Origin of the sequence: Sphingobium baderi (assembly GCF_001456115.1) — a bacterium.
Lineage (GTDB): Bacteria > Pseudomonadota > Alphaproteobacteria > Sphingomonadales > Sphingomonadaceae > Sphingobium > Sphingobium baderi_A.
On the sequence record NZ_CP013264.1, the window covers coordinates 1,612,868 to 1,636,548 of the forward strand.

Annotated in this window: 19 protein-coding genes and 1 tRNA gene; 9 read left to right on the plus strand and 11 right to left on the minus strand. The window is 63.4% G+C overall.

The features are described 5' to 3' along the window. The first annotated feature begins 5 nt into the window (after positions 1 to 5). On the plus strand, positions 6 to 1,538 hold the full coding sequence (locus ATN00_RS08085; RefSeq protein WP_062063783.1) for a DHA2 family efflux MFS transporter permease subunit: 1,533 nt from the start codon (positions 6 to 8) through the stop codon (positions 1,536 to 1,538). A 36-nt stretch (positions 1,539 to 1,574) separates the two neighbouring features. Here the strand turns inward: ATN00_RS08085 and rsmA are convergent, their stop codons facing one another. The 4 genes from rsmA to ATN00_RS08105 form a co-directional block, all read right to left on the minus strand. Continuing rightward, complete coding sequence (gene rsmA, locus ATN00_RS08090) at positions 1,575 to 2,423, minus strand: 16S rRNA (adenine(1518)-N(6)/adenine(1519)-N(6))-dimethyltransferase RsmA (RefSeq protein ID WP_062063785.1); 849 nt, start codon at positions 2,421 to 2,423, stop codon at positions 1,575 to 1,577. Beyond that, positions 2,413 to 3,438, minus strand: a complete 1,026-nt coding sequence (gene pdxA, locus ATN00_RS08095; protein ID WP_062063787.1) for a 4-hydroxythreonine-4-phosphate dehydrogenase PdxA — start codon at positions 3,436 to 3,438, stop codon at positions 2,413 to 2,415. The genes rsmA and pdxA overlap by 11 nt, the downstream gene beginning before the upstream one ends. Next, positions 3,416 to 4,801: a peptidylprolyl isomerase gene (locus ATN00_RS08100; RefSeq protein WP_062063789.1), complete on the minus strand. Its 1,386-nt coding sequence runs from the start codon at positions 4,799 to 4,801 to the stop codon at positions 3,416 to 3,418. Before ATN00_RS08100 ends, pdxA begins: the two co-directional genes overlap by 23 nt. Before the next feature lie 86 nt (positions 4,802 to 4,887). Further along, positions 4,888 to 7,089 (minus strand): LPS-assembly protein LptD, encoded by a 2,202-nt coding sequence (locus tag ATN00_RS08105; protein ID WP_082635312.1) that lies wholly within the window; start codon positions 7,087 to 7,089, stop codon positions 4,888 to 4,890. A 249-nt stretch (positions 7,090 to 7,338) separates the two neighbouring features. On the opposite strand from ATN00_RS08105, the gene ATN00_RS08110 reads away from it, so the two are divergent. The 4 genes from ATN00_RS08110 to chrA all read left to right on the plus strand — a co-directional run bounded on the left by ATN00_RS08110 (position 7,339) and on the right by chrA (position 11,147). After that, positions 7,339 to 8,784, plus strand: a complete 1,446-nt coding sequence (locus tag ATN00_RS08110; RefSeq protein WP_062063791.1) for a leucyl aminopeptidase — start codon at positions 7,339 to 7,341, stop codon at positions 8,782 to 8,784. Further along, positions 8,784 to 9,221 (plus strand): DNA polymerase III subunit chi, encoded by a 438-nt coding sequence (locus ATN00_RS08115; RefSeq protein WP_062063792.1) that lies wholly within the window; start codon positions 8,784 to 8,786, stop codon positions 9,219 to 9,221. Before ATN00_RS08110 ends, ATN00_RS08115 begins: the two co-directional genes overlap by 1 nt. A gap of 91 nt (positions 9,222 to 9,312) precedes the next feature. After that, positions 9,313 to 9,735 carry a nucleoside-diphosphate kinase gene (gene ndk, locus ATN00_RS08120; RefSeq protein WP_062063794.1) on the plus strand — a complete coding sequence of 141 codons (423 nt, stop codon included), beginning with the start codon at positions 9,313 to 9,315 and terminating at the stop codon, positions 9,733 to 9,735. Between the two features lie 221 nt (positions 9,736 to 9,956). Continuing rightward, complete coding sequence (chrA, locus tag ATN00_RS08125) at positions 9,957 to 11,147, plus strand: chromate efflux transporter (RefSeq protein ID WP_062063796.1); 1,191 nt, start codon at positions 9,957 to 9,959, stop codon at positions 11,145 to 11,147. Positions 11,148 to 11,153: 6 nt separating this feature from the next. Here chrA and ATN00_RS08130 read toward each other — a convergent pair whose 3' ends face one another. The 3 genes from ATN00_RS08130 to ATN00_RS08140 form a co-directional block, all read right to left on the minus strand. Beyond that, positions 11,154 to 11,837 (minus strand): glutathione S-transferase family protein, encoded by a 684-nt coding sequence (locus tag ATN00_RS08130; protein WP_197413700.1) that lies wholly within the window; start codon positions 11,835 to 11,837, stop codon positions 11,154 to 11,156. Positions 11,838 to 11,908: 71 nt separating this feature from the next. Further along, positions 11,909 to 14,302 (minus strand): membrane-bound PQQ-dependent dehydrogenase, glucose/quinate/shikimate family, encoded by a 2,394-nt coding sequence (locus ATN00_RS08135; RefSeq protein ID WP_062063797.1) that lies wholly within the window; start codon positions 14,300 to 14,302, stop codon positions 11,909 to 11,911. Positions 14,303 to 14,425: 123 nt separating this feature from the next. After that, entirely contained in the window at positions 14,426 to 15,640 is a 1,215-nt protein-coding gene (locus ATN00_RS08140; RefSeq protein WP_062063799.1) for an MFS transporter, read from the minus strand. A 97-nt stretch (positions 15,641 to 15,737) separates the two neighbouring features. On the opposite strand from ATN00_RS08140, the gene ATN00_RS08145 reads away from it, so the two are divergent. Further along, positions 15,738 to 16,535, plus strand: a complete 798-nt coding sequence (locus ATN00_RS08145; RefSeq protein ID WP_062063801.1) for an AraC family transcriptional regulator — start codon at positions 15,738 to 15,740, stop codon at positions 16,533 to 16,535. A gap of 43 nt (positions 16,536 to 16,578) precedes the next feature. On the opposite strand, the gene ATN00_RS08150 is transcribed toward ATN00_RS08145, so the two are convergent. From ATN00_RS08150 to ATN00_RS08160, 4 genes are all read right to left on the minus strand, one after another. Then, positions 16,579 to 17,628, minus strand: a complete 1,050-nt coding sequence (locus ATN00_RS08150) for a tyrosine-protein phosphatase (RefSeq protein WP_062063803.1) — start codon at positions 17,626 to 17,628, stop codon at positions 16,579 to 16,581. 108 nt (positions 17,629 to 17,736) lie between these two features. Then, positions 17,737 to 20,112: a TonB-dependent receptor gene (locus ATN00_RS08155; RefSeq protein WP_062063805.1), complete on the minus strand. Its 2,376-nt coding sequence runs from the start codon at positions 20,110 to 20,112 to the stop codon at positions 17,737 to 17,739. Positions 20,113 to 20,381: 269 nt separating this feature from the next. Further along, positions 20,382 to 20,486 (minus strand): Arm DNA-binding domain-containing protein, encoded by a 105-nt coding sequence (locus ATN00_RS23640; RefSeq protein ID WP_231746424.1) that lies wholly within the window; start codon positions 20,484 to 20,486, stop codon positions 20,382 to 20,384. Between the two features lie 164 nt (positions 20,487 to 20,650). Further along, positions 20,651 to 20,724, minus strand: a tRNA-Cys gene (locus ATN00_RS08160). Positions 20,725 to 20,916: 192 nt separating this feature from the next. On the opposite strand from ATN00_RS08160, the gene ATN00_RS08165 reads away from it, so the two are divergent. The 3 genes from ATN00_RS08165 (at position 20,917) to ATN00_RS08175 (ending at position 23,617) form a co-directional block, all read left to right on the plus strand. After that, positions 20,917 to 21,549 carry a protein-L-isoaspartate O-methyltransferase family protein gene (locus tag ATN00_RS08165; RefSeq protein WP_062063807.1) on the plus strand — a complete coding sequence of 211 codons (633 nt, stop codon included), beginning with the start codon at positions 20,917 to 20,919 and terminating at the stop codon, positions 21,547 to 21,549. Between the two features lie 13 nt (positions 21,550 to 21,562). Then, the gene (locus tag ATN00_RS08170; RefSeq protein WP_062063809.1) at positions 21,563 to 23,044 is read left to right on the plus strand and encodes a TolC family outer membrane protein; all 1,482 of its coding nucleotides are present in this window, start codon (positions 21,563 to 21,565) and stop codon (positions 23,042 to 23,044) included. Positions 23,045 to 23,110: 66 nt separating this feature from the next. After that, positions 23,111 to 23,617, plus strand: a complete 507-nt coding sequence (locus tag ATN00_RS08175) for a DUF2497 domain-containing protein (protein ID WP_062063811.1) — start codon at positions 23,111 to 23,113, stop codon at positions 23,615 to 23,617. Positions 23,618 to 23,681: the final 64 nt, after the last annotated feature.

A 23,681-nucleotide genomic window follows, 5' to 3' on the forward strand; every position in this document is an offset into this window, starting at 1 on the left:
GGCCCGTGAGCGGCTCTGAAGATACATTCTCGCTCCTGTCACCGCGCAAACGCCTGTTGGCGGGGCTGGTGCTGGCGCTGAGCAACTTCATGGTCGTGCTGGACCTGACCATCGCCAATGTGTCGGTGCCGCATATTGCCGGCAATCTTGGCATCACGCCCGATCAGGGGACGTGGATCATCACATCCTATGCCGTGGCGGAAGCGATCTGTGTGCCGCTGACCGGATGGCTGGCGCAGCGCTTCGGCGTCGTGCGCGTCTTTATGGTAAGCATGATGGGTTTCGGCCTGTTTTCCCTGCTGTGCGGTCTGTCGATGTCGCTGGGCATGATCGTCATGTGCCGGATCGGGCAGGGCCTGTGCGGCGGACCGATCATGCCGATGTCGCAGACGCTGCTGATGCGGATATTCCCACCCGAACAGCGCGGCGGGATCATGAGCATATGGGCCATGACGACGCTGCTAGGGCCTGCCATGGGTCCGATCGTTGGCGGTTATATCAGCGACAATTGGAGCTGGCACTGGATCTTCTTCATCAACCTGCCGATCGCGGCGTTGTGCATCATGGCGGCCGCCGCGCTGCTGAAGCCGGTGGAAACCGAAACACAAAAGCTGCCGATCGACTTCGCCGGTCTGGCTTTGCTGATCTTCTGGATCGGGTGCCTTCAGATCATGCTGGACATTGGGCGGGACCGGGACTGGTTTGGCGATCCGCTGATCGTCATCCTGGCGATAATGGCGGGAGTCGGTTTCCTCGTCTTCATCATATGGGAACTGACGGAGGAACATCCCATCGTCGATCTGCGCGTGTTCCGCCATGCCGGCTTTTCGTCCGGCGTGTTTACGCTAGCGCTGTGTTTCGGCGCCTATTTCGCCAGCATCGTCGTGGTGCCGCAATGGCTCCAGCTTTCCATGGGCTATACGGCGACCTCGGCGGGTATCGTCACGGCCTTTACCGCGATGACGGCGCTGATAACCGCGCCCATTGCGGGCCGCATGATCGGAAGCGTGGACGTGCGGATCATGATATCCGGTGGGGCGGCGTGGTTGGGTTTGGCGGCGTTCTGGCGCGCGCACTGGACCACAGGCGCCGATTTCTGGACTTTGTCCATGCCGCAGATCTTTCAGGGGTTCGCCATGCCCTTCTTCATGATCCCGCTGACGACGCTGACTTTGAGTTCGGTGGAACCATCGGAAACGGCATCGGCCGCGGGCATGCAGAATTTCCTGCGGACCATGGCGATCGCGATTTCCACCTCTCTCGTGCTGACGATATGGGGCGACGGGCAGCGGGTGGCGCGCAATGAAATGGCGTCCACGCTCCAGGCGGGCGATGTGCAGGCGCAACTGGGTGCAAGCGGCTTTTCCCTGGAAGAGACGCGGCAATACATCTCCAATCTGGTCGATCAGCAATCGATGGTCATCTCCATGAACTATGTGTTCTTCCTGGCGATGATATTGCTGTTTATCGCCGCCGCCCTCGTCTGGCTGGCGCCCAAGCCAACCGGTGAGGTGGTCGATACGTCTGCGGTGCATTGATGGGCGGTGGAGGCGGCTTGCAGGAGCCGCCGTCGCTTATGCCTGCATCTGGCCCAGATGGCGGGCGATCTCGACAAATTCCTCGACACTGACCGTTTCGGCGCGGCGTTGGGGATCGATGCCGACGGCCGCCAGCGCATCCAGCCCGCCGGGTAACCCTTTCAGGCTCTGGCGCAGCATCTTGCGGCGTTGCCCGAAGGCGGCGGCGGTCAGCCGTTCGAGATGCTTGAGCGATACCCCTTCCGGCGCAGCCTTGGGCGTGATGTGAACCACCGCCGACATGACCTTGGGCGGCGGAGTGAAGGCGCTTCGGTGCACCTTCATCGCGATGCGCGCGTCCGAGCGCCACTGGGCCAGCACGGCAAGGCGGCCATAATGATCGCCGCCCGGCTTTGCGACGATGCGTTCGGCGACCTCCATCTGGAACATGAGCGTGAGAGAGGTCCACCAGGGCGCCGGGCTCCAGCCCGCCGACAACCAGCCGATCAGCAGCGCGGTGCCGATATTATAGGGCAGGTTGGCGATGATATGGGGGTTCTTGCCCGCCTCGGCGTGCGCGTCGACCTCCATGGCGTCGCCGGAGATCACGCGAAGCTGTCCGGGGAAGGCCACCTCCAACTCGGCCAGCGCGGGAAGGCAGCGGGCGTCCCGTTCCACCGCGACCAGGTGCGCGCCCGCGCGCAGGATGGCGCGGGTGAGACCGCCGGGACCGGGGCCGACCTCGAACGCGGCCTGTCCTTTCAGCGGGCCGGGAATGGCAGCGATGCGGTCCAGAAGTTGCTCGTCCAGCAGGAAATTCTGGCCGAGCGCCTTGCTCGCCTGAAGCCCGTGCGCGGCGATGACTTCGCGCAGGGGGGGGAGGGGCGGACAGAGATCAGCCGTCATGCGTCAGGCGGGCGCGAGCAGCTTCAGCGGCCATTTTGAGAGCGGCCATCATCGCCCCCGGATTGGCGCTGTCGGTGCCCGCAATGCCAAAGGCGGTGCCATGATCGGGCGATGTGCGGACGATCGGCAAGCCCAGCGTCATGTTGACCCCATCATCGAAATGCAGTGTCTTGAGCGGGATCAGCGCCTGATCATGATACATGCAAAGCGCCGCGTCATAGCTTTCGCGGGCGCGGGAATGAAACAGGCCATCGGCTGCGAAGGGGCCGCGAATATCCAGCCCTTCCGCTCGCAGCGATTCGACGGCGGGGCCGATGATGTCGATTTCCTCACGGCCAAGCGCGCCGCCTTCGCCCGCATGGGGGTTGAGGCCAGCGACCACAAGGCGCGGGCGGGCGATGCCGAAATTGCGGTGCAACCCTTTGGCCGTGGTCAGCGCGCGGGCGCGGATCAGGTCGATGGTGAGGGCGGCGGACACCTCCGCCAAAGGGATGTGGATGGTGATGGGCACCACCTTCAGCGACGGTCCGGCCAGCATCATGACGGCATTATGCGGCGCCACGCCGCATCGTTCGGCGACAAATTCGGTCTGTCCCGGATGAGCGAAGCCGACGCCGTAAAGCTGTTCCTTGCCCACCGGCGCGGTCACTATGCCCGCCGCCGATCCACTGCGGGCGAGGCCAACGGCGACTTCCAGTGCTTGCAGCGCGGTGCGCGCGCCGTCGATGCTGGGATTGCCGGGCGCGATCTCGCCCGCTTCGACGACCTGAAGGCACGGCAGGGCGGAACCGAAGGCTTCGGCCGCTTCCTGCGGCGTGCTGATGGTTGCGATGGGGCCGAGCCACACCGCGCGCAGGGACGCCGCGTCGCCTACCGCGAAAAAGGGCGGCAGGCCGCGCGCTTCGCGCATGACCCAGCTTTTGGCGACGATTTCCGGCCCGATCCCCGCCGGATCGCCGAGTGAAACGGCGAAGGGCGGCAGGCCGGCGGGATCAGTTATATTCGATAATGGCATCGCGTCGCAGATCGCGCAGGTAGATGCGGGCGCGCTTGTTGACCCGTTCCTCTTCCATCTGCGCCATGATCTGATCGGCGCTGGGCGCGCCGCCAGCGGCGGCATCGTCACGGCCGCACAATATCAGCACGCGCACGCCGTCATTGATGGAACCGAACGGAGGCGTCGATTCGCCGACCTGCAGGCCGAGGAGAATGTCCTGCAATTGCGGCGGCAGATCACGGACCTTCACATTGTCATTGTCGATGACGTCCGCGCCGATCTTCGCACCCAGTTCATTGGCCTGGCCACAGCCCTTGATGCCCTTGACGGCCTCGGCGAAAGTGCCGGCCTTCTGGCTTGCCTGCTCTTTCGTCGTGCCTGCCGGGAAAGAGATGGAAAGCTGTTTCAGGCTGAGCAGCGAATCGCGCGGATCGGCGGTCAGGACCTTGCGCTTGTCCATCACGTAAAGGATCGACACGCCGCCGGGCACCTCGATGGGACCGGCAAGCTGGCCGATCTGCATTTCATTGGCGGCCTGCGCCAGTGCATCGGGCAACTGTGCCGGACGGACCCAGCCCAGATCGCCGCCGACCGCCGCCGTGGAGGCTTCGGAAAACTGGCGGGCATAAGCCTGGAAGCTGCCGCCCTTCTTGATCTGTTCGATGATGTTGCGGGCGTTTGCCTGAATTTGCGTCAGGTTTTCGGGCGTGGAGGACAGATAAATTTCGCCGATCCGAAATTCGTCGCTGCCCTTCGCGGCGTTGAGGCGATCGACGACCGACTTCACCTCTTCCTCGCTCACATTGACGAAGGGCTGAATGTTGCGGCGGAGCAGACGGCTCCACGCCATTTCGCCTTCGATCTGGCGCTTGATGCTGGCGGCCGCACTGCCCTGCGCGCGCAGATACTGGTCGAACTGAGCGGGGGACTGACGGAAATTGCCCGCAACCCGCTGATAGCTTTCCTCGATTTCCTCGGGCGCTACGCGAATGTCGTTGGCGGCGGCTTCCTGAATCTGAAGCGTTTCGTCGATCAGGTTACGAAGCACCTGAACGCGCAGCCTGTCCTTTTCCTCGTCCGACACCTTGCCGCCATTGGCCGCGATGATCAGGGCGAGGCGCTGGTCCACGTCCGTGCCCGTGATGATCCGGCCGTTCACGATGGCCGTCGCCTTGCGGACATTGGGGTCGCTCTTGCCGAAGACGGTGACGTCCTGGGGCAGGTTGAGCTGCTGGCTTGCGACATTGTCATCGTCATTCACCGTCTGAGCGGTTGCGCCAGACACGCCCAGTCCCAATGAGGCGGTGGACAGCAAAACAGCGCGCAGGCCAGAAATAATGGCCCGGGAAATGCGATTTGACTTGGAAACGACAGGCTGCATCGTCGGCAAAACTCTCCAATACGGTCCGGCGCGTAATGCGCGGGTCCGCCTTAACCCCTGCTGAGCGCTGGCGGGAACGCCGATCCTTATATGCCAATATTGCGAAAAGCCAGCCGCAGTTGGAAAGCATTGCCCTTTCGCGCATCGCCGGTGGTCTGATAATCGCGCCGCCAGGTAAGGCCCAGCGTCAGGCAATCATCCTCATAAGCGATGCCGAGGCGGTGACGCACAGGTTCATAACCGTCCGCAAGACTGAGCGGATCTTCCTTCTTGTCGGTAAGGTCTATGACGGTCGATCCGAACACGGACCAGAAGCGAGCGAATTGGACGCGGCCGCCCAGACGCAGTTCCTCGCGATCCTGCAAATCCTCCAGTGCCAGCCCTGCATTGCGATTAAGCCGCAGATAGCCGACCATCGCATAGGTTTTCCTGCTGCCGACAGTGGCGTCGATTTCATTGCGGCGGATGGACAGGCCGTCCTTGTCCAATCGGAAGCGATGGGTAAGGCTGATGAAATCCTTGAAGCGGACGGTCGTGCGTCCCACGATGTCGGAGGTGCGGTCCGACAGGCCGGTCCCATCGGGTAAAATGCTTTCCCGACTGTCGAGGCGGTAGCTCTGGCCCACGATGCTTTCCAGCGTGAAATCAGGCAAAGTCAGACTATATTCCAGGCCATAGGTGATGCGGGTCGAATCCTCGAACCGGTCATAGCCCGCGAAACGGTTGAGCGCGAAGAGGTTGCTGTCCTCCAGGTCGACGGCGCGGGCGTCTTCATTGGGCACGGACAGATTTGCCAGATGCGGCGCGGCGACAATCTGGATGCGGGGCGTGATGCGCTGCACGCCGCCGAAGGCTTCGCCCATGAAGGGCCAGCGCACGTCGATCGCCGCCGCCGCGATGCCGCGCGCCTTCCAGCCCGGATCACCGCGATAGCTGATCGTGTCGGTCAGCAGATTGTCGCTGCTGTGATAGACGTCGCCGCGCAGATAGGTGGTGAAGCTGACTTCCTGCCCCATGCCCGTCAGCTTGCGGAGGTTCCATTCAAAGGCGGCAAAGGCGCGCTGCGTGTCCTGTCCATGGGTGCGAGTGATGGCGAGCGTGTTGGCCTGCAACTGAATGCGTCCGCCCAGCAGGGGGTCGGCCATCCGCAGGCGATAATCCATCACGGGCAGCGCGATCGGCGTTTCTCCCTGCGAATCGCCGGCGCGCAACGTCTGCACCGCCCAGCCCGCGAGCGAGAAATAGCTGTTGGTCCCAATTTTCTGCACGCCCAGGGTGGAACGCAGGCGGTCGTCCCGGCTGATGTCGTAGCGGCGCAGGAAGGTGCGGTCGGTGGCCACGCGGATTGATCCGTTGACGCTCCATTCCGGCGTGATCTGCAATCCGCCGCTCGCGTCGATATAGCCACGAATATCGCGTTCCGACCCGGGCATGCCGGTGGGGAATGTATCGGCGATGCCGACGCGCCGCCCATGGGTGACATAGCCGGTGATCTGATAGGCGCCCCGATCCCACAGGTGCCGGAACGTCGTTTCCAACATGGGCAGCGTGTCGGAATAAATGTGCGGCGTGACGGTCAGGTCGCGATTGGGCGCAAGTTTGAAATAATAGGGCAGCGCGACTTCAAAGCCGTTGGTCCGGTCATAGCGGATATTGGGGACGAGCAGGCCCGTGCCCCCATTGTCGCCCACCGGATGCGAAAAGCCCGGCAGGGGGATCAGGGGGAGACCGAACAGTTCGACCGTCGCGCGGCTGTATGTCACGCGCTGGCGATTGGGGTCGTAGATGACCTTGACGGCGTTGATCTGCCAGGTGGGTTCCTTGGGGCAGCCATCGCTGTCTTCGACCGAACAGCCGGTATAGGCCGCCTTGTGCAGCGTGTAGATGCCATTGACCCGCTCGCCCTTGACGGCGGCCAGCCGTCCGCCCGATTCCAGCACCATCAGCATATTGTCGACCGCGCCGTCCTTCAGCGTGTCGGTCACGTCGAAACGGTCGCCATAGGCGGTATTGCCTTCCGGGTCGGTGACGGAGACATTGCCCTGCGCTTCCACCTGTCCCGTGTTGCGGTTCCACACCACCTTGTCCGCGCGCAGCCGGTTGCCTTCCCGCAGGAGTTGGACATTGCCATTGGCCGTGACGATTTCGCTCTGGCTGTCATAGACCAGCGCATCGGCGGCAAAGCCTATCTGGTCGTCCGTTTCCGGCACTGGGGCATCGGGCGCGCTGATCGGCGTCTGCGGTTCGTTGAGTTGCTGCGCCAGAGCATGAGCGGAAAAAACCGGCATGGGCAGCGCGGCGCCAACAAGCAGGGCAGCACGGAGGAAAGAGGAAGAACGGTTCGTCTGCAAAGGATGGGGCCTTTTCGCGGGCGCTTCTTTGCAGTCGCCTATCGCATTGCTTTGCCCGCGCCGCAATCGGTCGTGGCGGCTCTTTTGCTCTAAATCGGTCGAACGGCCTTTGCCAGACGAAGAAAGCCGCCTATCTGGCAGGCATAGGTCCGCGCAGGCCACATGAGATGAAGAAAAGGTTCCAGGATGGATATCAGGTTCAACCCCTCCCGCCCCGACGCCGATACGCTGGTGTTCGCTGTATCGAAAGGCGCCGTTGAAACATTGCCGCTGACGGCATCGCCGACATTGATCGCGGGCGCTTCCGCGGCCCGCTTCACGGGCGAGGCAGGGACCAGTTTCGAGAGCTTCGCGGAGGAAGGCGGCAAGGTGCTGCGCGTCGTCCTGCTGGGCATTGGCGGGGGAAGCGAAGCCGATCTGGAACGCGCGGGCGGCGCGCTCACCGCGAAGCTGGCGACCAGCGGCGCGGTTCATGCCGCCGTTGAATTTCCCGGCGGCGTTACGGGCAAGGATGCGGCGCGGCTGGCCTTTGGTGCGCTGCTGCGCGGCTGGCGGATCGAGACCTATCGCACGCGCCAGCCGGAAAAGGCCAAGCCGACGCTCAAGATGGTGACGATCGTTTCCGCTGATGCCGGGTCGGAGTGGGATAAGCTGTCCGCGCTCGCGGCGGGCGTTGCCTTTACCCGCGAACTGGTGTCCGAACCGGCGAACATCCTCTATCCGGAGAGCTTCGTCGAACGTTGCCAACATCTGAAGGAACTGGGCGTCAAGATCACCGTGCTGGACAAGGCGGCGATGACGGAACTGGGCATGGGCGCGCTGTTGGGCGTGGCGCAGGGTTCGGTGCGTGAGCCGCGCCTGCTGGCTCTGGAATGGGACGGCACGGACGGCGCGCAGAAAAAGCCGGCGGTCTTTGTCGGCAAGGGCGTCACCTTCGACACCGGAGGCATTTCCATCAAGCCCGCCGCGGGCATGGAGGATATGAAGTGGGACATGGGCGGCGCGGGCGCGGTCGCGGGCGCGATCAAGGCGCTGGCCGGGCGCAAGGCGAAGGCCCATGTCGTCGGCATTTGCGGCCTTGTCGAAAATATGCCCGATGGCGCCGCGCAGCGTCCGGGCGACATCGTGACATCCATGTCCGGACAGACGATCGAGGTGCTCAACACCGATGCGGAAGGACGCCTGGTCCTGTGCGACGCGCTGACATGGGCGCAAAAAACCTATGATCCCGAAATATTGGTGGACCTTGCCACGCTGACCGGGGCGATGATCGTGTCGCTGGGCAGCGAATATGCGGGCATCTTCGCCAATGACGATGGGTTGGCCGACGGCCTGATCGCCGCGGGCAAGGCTGCGGGCGATCCGCTGTGGCGTTTCCCGTTATCGGACGCTTATAACAAGCTGATCGACAGCCCGATTGCCGACATGAAGAATATCGGGTCGCGCTACGCCGGCTCGATCACGGCGGCGCAGTTCATCCAGCGCTTCGTCGACGATGGCGTCAAATGGGCGCATCTGGACATCGCCGGCATGGTCTGGGCGGACAAACCCGGCCCGGTGTGGGACAAGGGCGCGACCGGTTATGGCGTGCGTTTGATCGACCGCTTCGTGGCGGACAAGTTCGAAGGCTGATGCAGGTCGATTTCTACCAGCTCAGCCGTGATCCCGTGGACCAGGTGCTGCCCGCCATCGCGGCGCGCGTGCTGGGTCTGGGGGAGCGGCTGCTGGTGGTGGCGGCTGAGCCGGAAAGGCTGGACCGGATTTCCGCGGGACTTTGGGGCGGGCCGCCCGACAGCTTCCTCGCCCATGGCCGCGCCGGCGATGGGCAGGAGGACATGCAGCCGATCCTGCTGTCGCAAACATGCGCGGCGGGCAATGGGGCGCGGCATGTGGCGCTGGCCGACGGGCGGTGGCGGGACGAGGCGCTGATGTTCGAGCGGGCCTTTCATTTCTTCGATGCTGACACGATCGAGTCGGCAAGGGAAAGCTGGCGGGCGCTGGCGAAGCGCGAGGGGGTGGAGCCCCGCTTCTGGCGCCAGGAAGGGCGAAAATGGGTCCGCGTCGCCTGATGCGCGGCGAACACAGGCCCCTTGCAGCGGAAAGCCGCCCGGTCTAAAGGGCGCGCGATCTTATCCCAACAATTCGGAGTTTCCGGGTCTCATGGCCGTCACGCGCACCTTTTCGATCATCAAGCCCGATGCGACCCGTCGCAACCTGACGGGCGCCGTCACCAAGAAGCTGGAAGAAGCGGGCCTGCGGGTCGTCGCCTCGCGGCGCATCCGCATGAGCCGCGAGCAGGCTGAAGGCTTCTACGCCGTGCATAAGGAACGGCCCTTCTTCGCCGATCTGGTCGCTTTCATGATTTCCGGCCCGGTCGTCGTGCAGGTGCTGGAAGGCGAAGACGCCGTGAAACGCAATCGCGACATCATGGGCGCCACCAACCCGGCCAATGCCGACGAAGGCACCATCCGCAAGGAATATGCCGAATCGATCGAAGCCAATTCGGTCCATGGTTCGGACAGCGAGGAAAATGCCGCGATCGAGATCGCCTATTTCTTCAAGCCGGAAGAAATCGTCGGCTGATCCGCGCAGCATCGCAAAAAAGGAAGGGTCGGGCGATAGCCCGGCCCTTTTTCTTTGGTTATTATGCGCTGCGCGTCTTCCCCACCTTTCCTTGGAACGCTCCTTTTCATTTCGCATGGCGATGCTATCATGGCTCCACGGGCCTTATGCGGGCGCCCGTCCAGACGATGGCCGTCCAAGTCCGCTCCTGAAAACCGCGTATTTGCGGTTGGGAGCTGTTCATGACTGAAGACAAAGCCTGTTCGCCGCCGCCGCTTTCTCTTCCCGGTCTTTTCATCAGGTTCCTGCGCTTCGGCTGCCTGGCCTTTGGCGGCCCGGTCGCGCAGATCGCGATGATCCGGCAGGCGCTGGTCGAGGAGGAGCATTGGCTGAGCAGCCAGCGGTTCAACCGTCTGCTGGCCGTCATGCAGATATTGCCGGGGCCCGAAGCGCACGAGTTGTGCGTCCATATGGGCATGATGGCGCGCGGTCGGCTGGGCGGTTTCCTCGCGGGGCTGGGCTTCATGTTGCCCGGGTTCGTGCTCATGCTGCTGTGCGCCTTCGCCTATGTGCGGTTCGTGGCGGGTGTTGGCGCGTTCGACGGCGCATTGCTGGGCGTGCAACTGGCTGTGCTAGGCGTGATCGCCCGCGCCGTGCAGCGGATCGCGGTGCATATATTGGTGGACCGGATGCTGATCTTGCTGGCGGCGATTTCCGCCACCGCCACGCTGGCGGGGCTGCCGTTCTGGGGGCCCTTGCTGGCGACGGGGCTGGTCTATGCATGTGTGCGAAGCCTCCCGCTCGCTGGCGTCTTGGTCATCGGGCTGTGCGTGGGCGGATGGCTCATCCTGCCTCATGGCGGTATGCCTTTGCCAGCCGAAGCGGTGCGCGCGACGGCGGCGGGAGCGGTCGCGTTGTTCCTGACCGGGCTGAAGGGTGGATTGCTGACCTTTGGCGGGGCCTATACCGCCATCCCTTACGTGCGCCACGACACGGTGGGTCGGGGCTGGATTTCCGACGGGGCCTTTCTGGATGGCGTGGCGCTGGCCGGAACATTGCCCGCGCCGCTGGTGATATTCGGAACGTTCGTTGGCTATGTCGCGGGTGGCTGGGCCGGAGCGATCGCGGTGACGGCAGGCATTTTCCTGCCCGCCTTCGCCTTTTCCATGATCTTCTTCGAAAGACTGGAGGCGGTGGTCGAAAATGCGCTGCTGCACCGCTTTCTGGACGGGGTGGGGGCTGCGGTGGTCGGCACGATCGTGGCGACTTTGTTGCAGTTGGGCGCTTCGACCTTCGCCCGTACGGAGGATTGGGCGTTCGCCATCCTGCTGGTCGGGGCGAGCCTGTTCGCCGCTTGGCGGCTCAAGGGCAAATGGGTGACGCCCGCCATCGTCGCATCGGGCGCGGCGATCGGCTGGGCGGTCTGGCGGTAGGAAAAGTCAGGCGGGGCCGCTGCTGTGAGGAGGCGCCTCGAAGCGATCAATCACCCATTCTTCCGCCTGCGCGCCGCCGATCCATTCCTGCATCCACGGATGGGCGATGACCGCGTGCATATAGGCCTGGGCAAAGCGGGCGACGGGGAGTTGATAGGTGATGAAGCGCGTGACGATCGGCGCGAACATCACGTCGGCTGCGCCGAATGCGCCGAACAGGAAATCGCCTTCGCCGCCATAGCGGGCGCGCGCCTGTGCCCAGAGTTGCATGATGCGCGCAATGTCCTGCGTCACGGCTTCGGATGGCGGGACGGCATCATAGATCTGGCGGATATTCATGCTGTGCTCGCGGCGGAGCGCGGCGAAGCTGCTGTGCATTTCCGCCGCCATGGAACGAGCCATGGCGCGGGCAGCGGGATCGGCGGGCCAGAACTGGTCGCCGCCCGACTTTTCATTCAGATATTCGATGATCGCCAGGCTGTCCCACACGACGATGTCGTCGCCGTCCCAGAGGATCGGCACCTTGCCGGAGGAAGGCGCGAACTCATCGCCTTCGCGCCGCTTTTCCCAGGCTTCGTCATAGAGGGGGACGACCACTTCCTCGAACGGGAGGCCCGATAGTTTGCACGCCAGCCAGCCGCGCAGCGACCAGCTCGAATAGGCTTTGTTGCCAATGAACAGCTTCATCATGGCCCCAGCTTTAGTCGGCGGGGACAGAAAGTCGAGAGCGTGAAGGCGTCAATATGACGGCAGGAGCGATGTCAGGGCAGGACGTAGGCGATCACTTCGTCACCGATGGGCGTTTCCATGAAATGATGCCCGCCGGCCATGATGACCAGATATTGCTTGCCATTCTGGCTGTAGGTCATGGGCGTTGCTTGACCGCCAGCGGGCAGCGTATCCGTCCACAAAGTCCTCCCGGACCGCAAGTCGATGGCCCGGATCAGATTGTCGGTTGCGGCCGCGATGAAGATCAGGCCGCTCGCCGTCACGACCGATCCGCCATTGTTGGGCGTACCGATGGTCAGCGGCAACATGGACGGTATGCCGAATGGCCCGTTGGTCCGCGCCGTGCCGAAGGGCCGGTCCCAGATCGTCTTCCCCGTCGCCATGTCGATGGCCCGGATACCGCCATAAGGGGGCTGCTTGCACAGCATGCCCGTGAAGGGCAGGCGCCATCCGGCGTTGACGTCGACCGCATAGGGCGTGTGCGCCTGCGGATCGCCCGCGCCTTCCGCCCCGCCGATCCGCCCGCGCGCCTGATCGCGCGGCGCCCACCCCTTCTTGTTCGCTTCCGCGCGCGGGACAAGGCGAACATAGTTGGGCATGTCGTTATAATTGGCGACGATCACACCGCGCGCGGGATCGACTGCGACCCCGCCCCAGTCCGTGCCGCCATTATAGCCGGGATATTCGATCGAACGGCGATCCGCCTCCGGCGGCGTGAAGAAGCCCTTGTAGCTCGCCCGGCGGAACTGGATGCGGCAGATCATCTGGTCGATGGGCGACATGCCCCACATGCTCCGTTCGGTCAGGTCGGGCTGACGCAATGTATGATAGAGGGAGACGATTTGCGTGGGCGCGCGCTGTTCGGGTTCGACCCCGCCGCCCGGTGCGCGGATCGTTCCGATGGGCGTGAGAGGCTGCCCGGTGCGCCGGTCGAGGATGTAGATGTCGCCCTGCTTGCTGGGCAGCACCATGGCAGGCACTGCGCCTCGGGCAGTCGGAAAGTCGATCAGCGTCGCCTGCGCGCCGAAATCATAATCCCACACATCCTTGCGAACGGCCTGGAACGACCAGCGCGGCTTGCCCGTCGCCACGTCGATGGCGACGAGGGAGGTAGCGTAGCGGTTTTCCTCCGGCCGGCGCAGGCTGCTGTAATAATCCGCCGCGGCATTGCCCATCGGCAGATAGACGAGGCCCAGTTGCTCGTCTCCCGATGCGATGGTCCACATATTGGGCGTGCCGCGCGTATAGCTCTGTCCGGCGGGCGGCGGGCCGCTGCGTTCCGGGTGCATCATGTCCCAGGCCCAGCGCATCTGGCCGGTGACGGCGTCATAGGCTTGGATCACGCCGGAAGGCGCCCAGCGGTCCTGCCCGTCGAGCACCTGATGGCCAGTGACGATGGTGCCGCGCACGATCGTTGGCGGCGAATTGATCGACACATAGCCCGGAGGCACCTGACCCATGCCGTCGGTGATCCGCACTTGCCCGTTCTGGCCGAAGTCCCGGCATAGTTGGCCCGAGCGGGCGTCGAGCGCGATGATGCGGGCGTCCAGCGTGCCCAGGATGATGCGCTGCGCGCAGGCTGTATTCGCTGCCGCGTCCGGCACCGCGAAATAGCTGACGCCCCGGCACGCGGCCGTATAGGGAATGGCATCGTCCGAAACCTTGGGATCGAAGCGCCACTTCTGCTGCCCCGTTGCAGGGTTCAGGGCGATCACCATGCTTTTGGGCGTGCAGACATAGAGCGTGTCGCCGATCTTGAGCGGCGTGTTCTCCGCGCCATAGGTGCTGCGGATCTGCGCCGACTGCGGGAGGTCGCCGGTGTGGATCGCCCATGCGCGCTGGAGACCGGCCACATTGGCGGGCGTGATCTGGTTCAGCGGCGAATAGCGCCTTGCGCTGTTGGTGCCGCCATAGGCGGGCCAGTCGGCGCCGGTCGCGCCGAGCGACGGATCGGCCATCGCATAACGACTGCCGGGCAGTTGGCCCTGCATGGCCGGAATATAGTTGCCTGCAATACCCCAGCCGAAGATCAAAGCAGCCACAAGCACCACCGCGACACTGATCCCGGCGTTGCGCCACCGGTGACGCGCGCGCGTCATGGTCGGCATGATGAGCAGGAGCGCGATCAGCAGCACCAGCGGCGCGACCACACGCGGCACAAGCGCCCACGGTTGCAACCCCACTTCCCACAGCGCCCATAGCAGGGTGACGACGAAAATCGCGATGTAGAGCCATGCGCCCGCCATGCGCCCGCGCAGCAGCAGGACGCCTGAAACGATCATCGCAAGGCCGGTTGGAAGATAATAGGCCGATCCGCCTTCGATCAGCAGCCATGCGCCTCCTATGGCGAGAATGAGGCCGATGAGAGCGAGGAGGATCCCCAGGATGGAAGCCGGGAGGGAGCGCTGTTCGGAGGAATTCGTCATGCTGGAAGTCTCTCGCGAAGGGAAGGCGGCGTTCGGGACGCTTCCGGTAAAAGAGACATGCCTTGCTTGTGTTCCGAACATGAACAAAAATTCACGCGTTTCGATCCGGCGCGCGGGGCGGCGTTATGCCCCCGCGCGCGTGGCGGGATTGGGCAGGAAGATGGCGAGCAGGCCGATGGCGGGCAGGAAAGCACAGATGGCATAGACCATTTCAATGCCCGTCCGGTCCGCCACTTCGCCCAGCACGGCCGCGCCGACCCCGCCCATGCCGAAGGAAAATCCGAAGAACAGGCCCGAGATCATGCCGATCTTTCCCGGCACCAGCTCCTGCGCGAATACCACGATAGCCGGGAAGGCCGAGGCAAGGATCAGGCCGATGACGACGGTCAGCGGTCCGGTCCAGAACAGGCTGACATGCGGCAGCAGCAGCGTGAAAGGCAGTGCGCCGAGAATCGAAAACCAGATCACATATTTCCGCCCGAACCGGTCACCCAGCGGACCACCCGCTATCGTGCCCACGGCAACCGCGCCCAGGAAAGCGAACAGGTGCAACTGGGCCACTTCGACGCTCACCGCGAAGCGATGGATCAGATAGAAGGTGAAGTAGCTGGTGAGGCTGGCCAGATAGACATATTTCGAGAAGATCAGGGCGAGCAGGATCGCGATGCCGCCCAGCACCTTGCCTCGGGGCAAGGTTGGCATGACATGCCCGCTTGCATGGCCGCGCGAGAGGCGGGCAAGGCCATGGTGCTTGTACCACTGGCCGACATTCCACAGGATCGCGCAGGATAGCAGGGCGAGCATCGCGAAGAAGGCCAGGCTCGACTGGCCCCAGCGCACCACCACCACCGCCGCGGCAAGGGGGCCGAGCGCCGATCCCGCATTGCCGCCGACCTGGAACATCGACTGGGCAAGACCGTGCCTGCCGCCAGCCGCCATGCGCGCCACGCGGGAGGATTTGGGATGGAAGATCGACGATCCCATGCCCAGCAAGGCCGCGGCGACCAGCAGCAGCCAGTAGCTGTGCGCGATCGAAAGCAGGACGAGTCCGGCCAGCGAAAATAATGTGCCGCCCGGCAAGGCGTTGGGCGTTGGGCGTTTGTCGGCATAAAGCCCGACCAGCGGCTGCAGGATCGACGCGGTCATCTGATAGACCAGTGTGACCAGGCCGATCTGGCTGAAGGAGAGGGCGAGTTCCGCTTTCAGGCCGGGATAGATGGCCGGCAGCAGCGACTGCATCATGTCGTTAAGCAGATGGCAGAAGCTGATCGCAACGATCACGCCGAATATGGTGGTGTTCGTATCGCTATGGAGCGGGGCTGCTTTGGTGGCGTTCATGGTTCGCACTCGTCAGATGGAATGCGGTCGCCATAAACGCTCCCATTTTGTCCCGCATTCCTGTATGGGTCTTTTTCTTTTGAGAGTGGGACATTCTGTGTCTTGGTCCGACCCGGCCCTGGTCGAGCATATCGATCGTCCGATCGTGGGCATCGGCAATGAATATCCGCCGGCTTTCGAGTTGGACTGGCATCGGCATCGTCGCGGCCAGTTGCTTTATGCCGCGCGCGGCGTGGTAGTCGTCAGCACACCCTATGGCGCTTGGGTGGCTCCCCCCGAGCGTGCGATCTGGACCCCTGGCGGGGTCAGCCATTCGGTGCGGATGGTCGGCGCGGTCAGCACGCGCAGCGTCCTGATCGAGCCTGATGTCCACGGCTCGCTGGGCGATGCCAGCAAGGTGATTCAGGTCTCGCCGCTGCTCCGCAGCCTGCTGGAGGCTGCATGCGATATTGAACCGGAATATGAGGTCGGCGGGCGGGACGGCATGGTGATGGCTCTTCTGCTTGCCGAACTGGCCTGCGCGCCGACCGTGCCGCTGGCCGTTCCCTTTCCTAAACATGCCGCCATGGCGCGCAAATGCCAGATGTTCCTTGACGCTCCGACGCCGCACGACACCATCGACCAGTGGAGCGCCGATCTGGGCATGGGGCGTCGGGCGTTCACGCGCGCATTCCGCAAGCAGACCGGCCTTAGTTTCCGGGCGTGGCGACAACAGGCATGCCTGCTCGTAGCCTTGCCGAGGCTGGCGGCGGGAGAGGCCGTGACCACCATCGCGCTGGACCTCGGCTACGAAAGCCCTGCCGCCTTTACGACGATGTTCAAGCGCCTGATCGGTGTGGCGCCCAGCCATTATCGGCCGACCGATGGAAAGCCCGAAAAAGCGAACGGGTCCTGAAGCGTTCGGCCAGACTATCCCCGGCCGAACGCCAAGGCATCATTCATTCCAGGTAATTGGCGCGCAGTGCCGCCAGGTCCACCTTCGTCACGCCGATTTCCTGTTCCAGATAGGCGTCGACCGAACCCCAGCGCTTATCGATTTCGTCAAAGGCGTGGCTCAGAAAGGCGGTGCCATCAGGGTCTTTGAGCGGTTGCGGTTTCGCGACGGCCGGGTCTTGCTGAAATTTGGCGAAATACATCGCCACTGGATTGTTCGCCTGGGCGACGGTGTCGATCTTCGGCATTTCCCACTCGGGACGCCTGTAGGTGGTCGACAGATGATAATCGGCGATGATCGTATCGCGCGGGACGCCCAGTGCGGACAGGATCATGCCGGTTACGAAGCCGGTGCGATCCTGCCCCGCCGTGCAATTATAGGCGATGGCGCCCTTGTTCGCCTTCAGATCCTGGAAAATCAGCCGCAGTTGCGGCGCCATCATGGTCGGCATGGCCTGGTAGACGGCGGCGCCATTTTTCGGCACGCCATTGCCGGCCAGCGCCATCATCGAATAGCCGACAGCCTGATAGGGCACGCCATCGACGCGCGTGGGCGCGATCACGCGTTCCTCGTTCGAACGCAGATCGACCAGATTGGCCAGCTTGAGCGACTGGATTTCCTTCACGTCGGCATCCGAGAGAAGCGGTTGGCCGCCCGAACGATAGATGAGGCCCCAGCGCACATGCTTGCCGCCTGCCGCCGGATAGCCGCCAATGTCCCGAAAGTTCGATCCCTGCCGCAGCGGCAGCACCCGTTCGGCGACGCGCGCCAAGTCGCCGGACTGGCGATCTTTCAGCAGAAAATAGGCGCGTTCTCCTGCGGGGATCGTCACGGTTTCCGTCCCGTCGCGATCCGCTTTCGACACCAGCCTTGCCGTGCCGGGCGTCGCGGCCGGATCGTTGGACAGAAAGACGTCGACGGGGTTTTTGTCGGTCCAGGTGACCGTCAGCGTGTCGGGCGCCGTTCGCGTCACCAGCGGCGCGTCGACCGACGCTGCATAAGCGGAACCGGCATAGAGCAGCGCTATCAACGGCAAGATGATCTGATGTTTCATGGGATCGTTCCTGTATCCTGGCCTGTGCGACGACCGTGCAAGACTTTTATTGAATTTTGATGTCGAAAGGAACGATGTCGGCTCGTCGCCGCCATCGTTCCCATCCGGTCAGAAACGCAGATTGATTTCGCCGCCGAAAGTGCGCGGCTCATTGAAGAAGCCACTCAGGCCGGAAGTAGGGCTAAGCGATTTGTAGAACAGATGCTGTTCGTTGAAGAGGTTGCGGGCCCACAGCGCGAAGCTCATCCTGGCGTCCATGCTGCCCATGTCCACATCCGCGATGGCGAGGCGACCGTTGACGATGAACGCTTTTTCGGTGCGCGGCTGGTAGATGTTCGCTGCATTATCCGGGCCGACATAGACGGGATCGGTCGCGTTGGAATAGAAGCCGCCATCATAATTGCCGTCCAGATGCGCCCGGATGGTGAAGCCATTGAATGGCAATTCATAGTCGATCGAGCCGCTCGCCGAATGCTTGGGCGTGTAGGTCTGGTAGATCGGCACCGCGACGGTGCTGATGACGCCCAGCGCATTGGGGTAGGGGTTCACGGTCGCGGGGATGCGGACATATTGATAGGAATAGGCGGCGGACAGCGTCAGACCCTCCAGCGGGTTGACGGTCAGTTCCGCTTCCACGCCGTGCAGGCCGCCCTTGCCCGGTGCGTTCACCGTGGACAGCGTCGTGCGCGTCTGTCGCACGCCGCCCGTTTCATAGGGGCGGCTGAAGTCTACCTGGATATTCTTGTAGGTGCCGGCATAGGCAGCGATGTTGAAGCGCGCATGATTGTCAAAAAACTCGGTCTTCGCGCCGATTTCGAAGATCGAAACCGACTCCGGGTTGAACGGATCATATTCCTGTGATCGGGAGTTGGCGCCGCCGGACTTATAGCCGGTGGACCATTTGCCGTAGACATGAACATCCTTCGTCAGGTCGATCGAAAGATTGACCATCGGATCGACGCGCGACCAGCTGGCGTCCAGCCCGATTTCGCCCGCCACGCCGTTCCGGTCGACCGGCAGCGCGCCGTTCACAATCTCCAGCGCGCCGTGCTTGCTGTCCTTGGTCCAGCGCAGGCCGCCGGTGAGATGCACGGCGTCGTCGAGAATGTCGGGCGTCCATGTCGCCTGACCGAAGGCGCCGATGCTCTTTGTCGTGACATGGCTGGACCGGTCGATCCGCTGGGCAGCCGGATCGAGCGAGAGGATGGTATAGGCCGATCCTTCGGCATTGGTGAACATGTTGGTGTTGTAGGCCTGTGCATTGTCACGCACGCGCTCGCGATAATAGAGCGCGCCTGCGACGAATTTCACGCGACCGATATCGCCGATGGCCTGGATTTCCTGGCTCCACTGGTTTTGCCAGAAACCGGCGAGGCTGGCGCGGGCGAACTGGAAACCGGTAAAGCCGGTGGCGGGGTTCAGCGCGGACGCAGGGGTCGACATCGCCGTCGCGGCGGAGCCGTTGTCGAACTGGCTCTGCTCAAGCTTGCGGTAGGAGGTGATCGACTTGAGCGTGAGTTCGGGCGCGGTGTCCCATTCCAGCGTCAGGCGATGGCCATGCACCCGGCCGACGCTCGGCAATTGCGTCACACCCACATTGGCGGTGCGGACGCGATCCGGCTGGACCGTGGCGGCGTCGGCCAGTACGTTGGTGCCGGGCCGGATCATATTCAGATAGAGCGAGGTCGACTCGTCCTTTGAAATGTCGAAGCTGTAGTCGGCGCTGAAGTCGGACGACGGCTTCCAAAGGGCTTCGACATGCAGACCGCGCTTGTCATACTGGTTGAAGCCTTCGGCGCCCGCGAGCGGGTTTTTCACCAGCGGGTTGCGATGGGCCACCACGCCGTCGATCTTGAGCGCGATATTGTTGAACGACGGCAGGTCCAGATGCACCTCGCCCTTGTACATGCCGAAATTGCCGATGCCGCCGGTGGCGTTCATGTGCAATTCGCCGGTCGGCTTTTTCGTGACGATATTGACGGCGCCGCCTTCGGTATTGCGGCCGAACAGGGTGCCCTGCGGTCCTTTCAGGACTTCGATATTCTCGATGTCGAACAGGGCGGTGCCCAGACCCTGAGCGCGGCCCAGATAGACGCCATCGATATAGACGCCCACGCCCTGATCGCGGGCGGGCTGGTTGCCGTCCGACAGAACGCCGATACCGCGGATGTTCACGATCAGCGCGGAATTACGCGAGTAAAAGGGCGCGATCTTCAAGGACGGAATGGCGCCGTCGCCCAAGTCGACGAGCGATGTGACATGGCGATTGGTGAGGTCGTCGCTTCCCATCACCGAGATCGAGATCGGCGTGGCCTGGAGATTTTCGGGACGTTTCTGGGCCGTGACGACGATCTCCCGAAGACCGCCGCCATCCAGAGCCGCATCGGGTGCGACGGGTTCGGCCGCCAATGCGGGCATTGTGCTCAAGGCAGCGAAAATGAAGCTGGAGGCCGTGGCGGCCATCCGTGCGCGTATGCTGATCATGATTTCCCCTTGGATCGAACCTGCCTGTTTCGGCGGGTCTTGCCGTGTCCCTTAGGGAAGCGATGTTTCGGCTGCGCGACGGATCAATTGCCGATTTGCGACTGTTTGGCGGAGCTTTTGAGACAGGCGGCAAGGGAAAGCATGCTTTCAGCGCGTCGAGGTTCCGATCATCAGGGCGTAGTGAGATTTGGTATATTTTTCAGATATTCGGGCGGGGAAGGCGATAACTTCCCATCACAGAGAGAGGACGTCATGCACGAGCTACGCCTTCATGCCATCACTAAAAGCCAGAAGAAAAGCCCCTGCGCGTCCGTGGCCTTGTAGGGCTTTTCCTTGGGCTTGGCGTTTTGGATTGCGATGTCGGTCAGCACCATTCGGGAGCCTCGCTTCTACAGGGGCCTCGCGAGGCCCCCAAAAAAGGCCTCCATCATCCGCGGCTATAAGCAAACAGAGGCCATCACTGACAACCAGAGGATGACATTATGATAATGGAAATAAAGAATTTTTTACCATCAGCATGCGTGGGCTGACAGGTTTATGGAGGCCCGAGCCGGAATCGAACCGGCGTGCAAGGATTTGCAGTCCTCTGCGTAACCACTCCGCCATCGGGCCATCCCAAGTGGTGGAGGCCGCAAATGTGCGGCTTTGGGAGCAAAGTCAAGCGCGCTCGCGGTCATGGGCTGCAAGAATCTGGCCTGGCATCGCGTAAAGCTGCTTGGCGTGGGCTCTGTGCTGATTTAGAGGTCCGGTGAACGTCTTGCTGTATTGCATTGTCAATACAGTTGTGCCAAGCGAGGAACTGTCGTGACCGAGCAGAATTTTTCATCAATGCGGGCCGCCATGGTCGAAAGCCAGCTTCGCACCAGCGATGTGGATGACCAGCGCGTGATCGCCGTGATGGCCCGGGTGCCGCGGGAAGATTTTCTGCCTGTGGAGCGCCGCGCCATGGCCTATATCGACCGGCCCGTGCCGCTGTCGGGTGGCCGCGCGCTCAATCCTCCGCTGGTGACGGGCCGGCTGCTCAAGGAAGCCCAGGTCGAGCCGGGTGATAAGGTGCTGCTGATCGGTGCGGCCACGGGCTATAGCGCGGCGCTGCTGGCCGGATTGGGCGCTCTCGTCACCGCCGTCGAGGAAGAAGGCGGGCCGGAGATCACGGTGCAGGGCGTGACTGTCGTGCGCGGTCCCCTCCATGCGGGAGCGGCGCGGGGTGCGCCCTATGACGTGCTGTTCATCGACGGGGCGGTGCAGGATGTGCCGGCGGCGCTTGTTGCCCAGCTTGCCGAAAGCGGGAGAGTCGTGACCGGCCTTGTCGAGCGCGGCGTCACGCGTTTGTGTAGCGGTCGCGTCGTGGCGGGTACGCTGGGGCTTTCGCGGCTGGCGGATATCGAAATGGTGGTGCTGCCGGGCTTTGCTGCGCCGGAGCGTTTCACCTTCTGAAAGACGGGAATAGATGACGGCAAGGCGACATTCCCTCCGGCTCTGCGCCGCCACGGCCTTGCTGGTTTCTTCCGCAATGACGGGTCAGGCCTGGGGCGAGACGCTGCAGGGCGCGCTCGTCAAGGCCTATCGCTCCAACCCGACGCTGACCGGCGCGCGAGCGGGGCAGCGGGCGACGGATGAGAATGTGCCGATCCAGAAGGCGGCCGGGCGGCCCGCGCTGGATGCGACAGGCAGCTATTCCGAAAGCATATTGAAGCCGACGATCAGCTTCACCTCGCCCCAGCGGACGATTGACGCCAACGCGCAACTGAGCGTGCCGATCTATTCGGGCGGCGCCGTCCGCAACGGCGTCAAGGCTGCGAAGGTCCGGGTCGAGGCCGGGCAGGCGAACCTGCGAGGTACGGAAGCCAGCATCTTTTCCCAGGTGGTCGCCGCTTATATGGACGTGATCCGCGACGGCGCGATCGTGTCGCTGAACCGCGCCAATGTGAATGTGCTGGAAGTCAATCTTCAGGCGACGAACGACCGGTTCGAGGTGGGCGACGTAACGCGCACCGATGTCGCGCAGTCCGAATCGCGTCTGGCGCTGGCCCGATCCGATTTGCAGACGGCCGAAGCGAATCTGATCACCAGCCGGGAAAATTATGTCGCGCTGGTGGGGGAAGCCCCGGACAATCTGGAGCCGCCGCCCGCCTTGCCGGGGCTGCCGGACTCGCCTGCCGCGGCGGTGCAGGTGGCGCTTAACGATAATCCCGATATTCTCGCCGCGAAAAAGGCCAGCGACGCCGCGCGCTATGATGTGAAGGTGGCCAAGGCGGGCACGTCGCCGCGCCTGTCGGCCTTCACGCAGGCGGGTTACACCAATTATCTGGACACGCTGCCCAATGGGGGGGCGAATGGCGAGATCGGTGCCGGTCCGCAGATCAACAAGCAGGCCGCTGCGGGCGTTCAACTCAACATCCCGCTTTATCAGGGCGGCGGGCCGGGTGCGCGGGTGCGGCAGAGCCAGGCATTCGAATCGCAGGCGATGGAGCAGCAGATCGAGGTCGAACGCGGCGTCATCGCGCAGACGCGTGCTTCTTACGCCAGCTGGCAGGCGTCGCTCCAGACCATCGCATCCAGCCAGAAGGCGGTGGACGCCGCCAGCCTGTCGCTGGAAGGCGTGCGGGCGGAAAATTCGGTCGGCAGCCGGACGATCCTCGACATCCTCAATGCCGAGCAGGAAGCGCTGAACGCGCGTGTGGAGCTGGTGTCCGCGCGCCGCAATGCCTATGTCGCGGGCTTCAGCCTGCTGGCCGCCATGGGGCATGCCGAAGCGCGCGACCTGGGGCTGGAAGGCGGGACACTCTATGATCCCATGGTCAATTATGACCGTGTGAAGGGCAAATGGTTCGATTGGGACTATGATCGCGCGCCCACCCCGCAGGCGACGCGCACCGTTGACACGCCCGCACAAAACGCCAATGTGGAGGCTGGAGCCGCACAGCCTTGAGCTGGCGGGATTATTTGCACGGTCTTGAGAACGGGCAGGGCTGAAACAAGCCGTTAGGGAACGTCCATGGGTGACATGAGCAAGGAACCCTCGATGGAAGAGATCCTCTCATCCATCAAGCGCATCATCGCCGAGGAAGGCGAAGAGGCCGTGCAGCAGGCCGCGCCGCGCCGCGGTCGTGGCGAATCGGCGAAGGCCCCGGTGGAGTTGGGCGTGCCCGCTCCGGCGGTTGAATCCGCTATAGAGCCCGCTATAGAGGAAGTGCTGGAACTGACCGATGAGGTCGGGATGGAGGATGAACCCATGCCCGTTTCCAAATCTGCCGCCGCTGCCGGGCCGGAAGCGGCGGGAAGCGACGGCATCCTGTCGGTTGAAAGCGAGGTTGCCGCACGCCATTCGCTCTCGGCGCTGTCCTCCATGCTGGTGACGCCCAAGGATGGCGGCGACAATACGCTGGAGGGGCTGGTCCGGACTATGTTGCGGCCCATGCTGAAGGACTGGCTGGATGCCCGCCTGCCCGCGCTGGTCGAGGATATGGTGGCGAAGGAAATCCAGCGCATCACCGGACGCTGAGCAGGCGGCTCTCCGGTTCTTGCCGACGCTGTATTGTCGGCCTAATACCCTTCCATCATGGCGG

Coding starts and splice junctions, on each gene's coding strand:
- rsmA (WP_062063785.1), bottom strand. CDS start 2,423: ATGACGGCTGATCTCTGTCCGCCCCTCCCCCCCCTGCGCGAAGTCATC.
- pdxA (WP_062063787.1), bottom strand. CDS start 3,438: ATGCCATTATCGAATATAACTGATCCCGCCGGCCTGCCGCCCTTCGCC.
- ATN00_RS08100 (WP_062063789.1), bottom strand. CDS start 4,801: ATGCAGCCTGTCGTTTCCAAGTCAAATCGCATTTCCCGGGCCATTATT.
- ATN00_RS08105 (WP_082635312.1), bottom strand. CDS start 7,089: ATGCCGGTTTTTTCCGCTCATGCTCTGGCGCAGCAACTCAACGAACCG.
- ATN00_RS08110 (WP_062063791.1), top strand. CDS start 7,339: ATGGATATCAGGTTCAACCCCTCCCGCCCCGACGCCGATACGCTGGTG.
- ATN00_RS08115 (WP_062063792.1), top strand. CDS start 8,784: ATGCAGGTCGATTTCTACCAGCTCAGCCGTGATCCCGTGGACCAGGTG.
- ndk (WP_062063794.1), top strand. CDS start 9,313: ATGGCCGTCACGCGCACCTTTTCGATCATCAAGCCCGATGCGACCCGT.
- chrA (WP_062063796.1), top strand. CDS start 9,957: ATGACTGAAGACAAAGCCTGTTCGCCGCCGCCGCTTTCTCTTCCCGGT.
- ATN00_RS08130 (WP_197413700.1), bottom strand. CDS start 11,837: ATGATGAAGCTGTTCATTGGCAACAAAGCCTATTCGAGCTGGTCGCTG.
- ATN00_RS08135 (WP_062063797.1), bottom strand. CDS start 14,302: ATGACGAATTCCTCCGAACAGCGCTCCCTCCCGGCTTCCATCCTGGGG.
- ATN00_RS08140 (WP_062063799.1), bottom strand. CDS start 15,640: ATGAACGCCACCAAAGCAGCCCCGCTCCATAGCGATACGAACACCACC.
- ATN00_RS08150 (WP_062063803.1), bottom strand. CDS start 17,628: ATGAAACATCAGATCATCTTGCCGTTGATAGCGCTGCTCTATGCCGGT.
- ATN00_RS08155 (WP_062063805.1), bottom strand. CDS start 20,112: ATGATCAGCATACGCGCACGGATGGCCGCCACGGCCTCCAGCTTCATT.
- ATN00_RS23640 (WP_231746424.1), bottom strand. CDS start 20,486: ATGGTGCTGACCGACATCGCAATCCAAAACGCCAAGCCCAAGGAAAAG.
- ATN00_RS08170 (WP_062063809.1), top strand. CDS start 21,563: ATGACGGCAAGGCGACATTCCCTCCGGCTCTGCGCCGCCACGGCCTTG.
- ATN00_RS08175 (WP_062063811.1), top strand. CDS start 23,111: ATGGGTGACATGAGCAAGGAACCCTCGATGGAAGAGATCCTCTCATCC.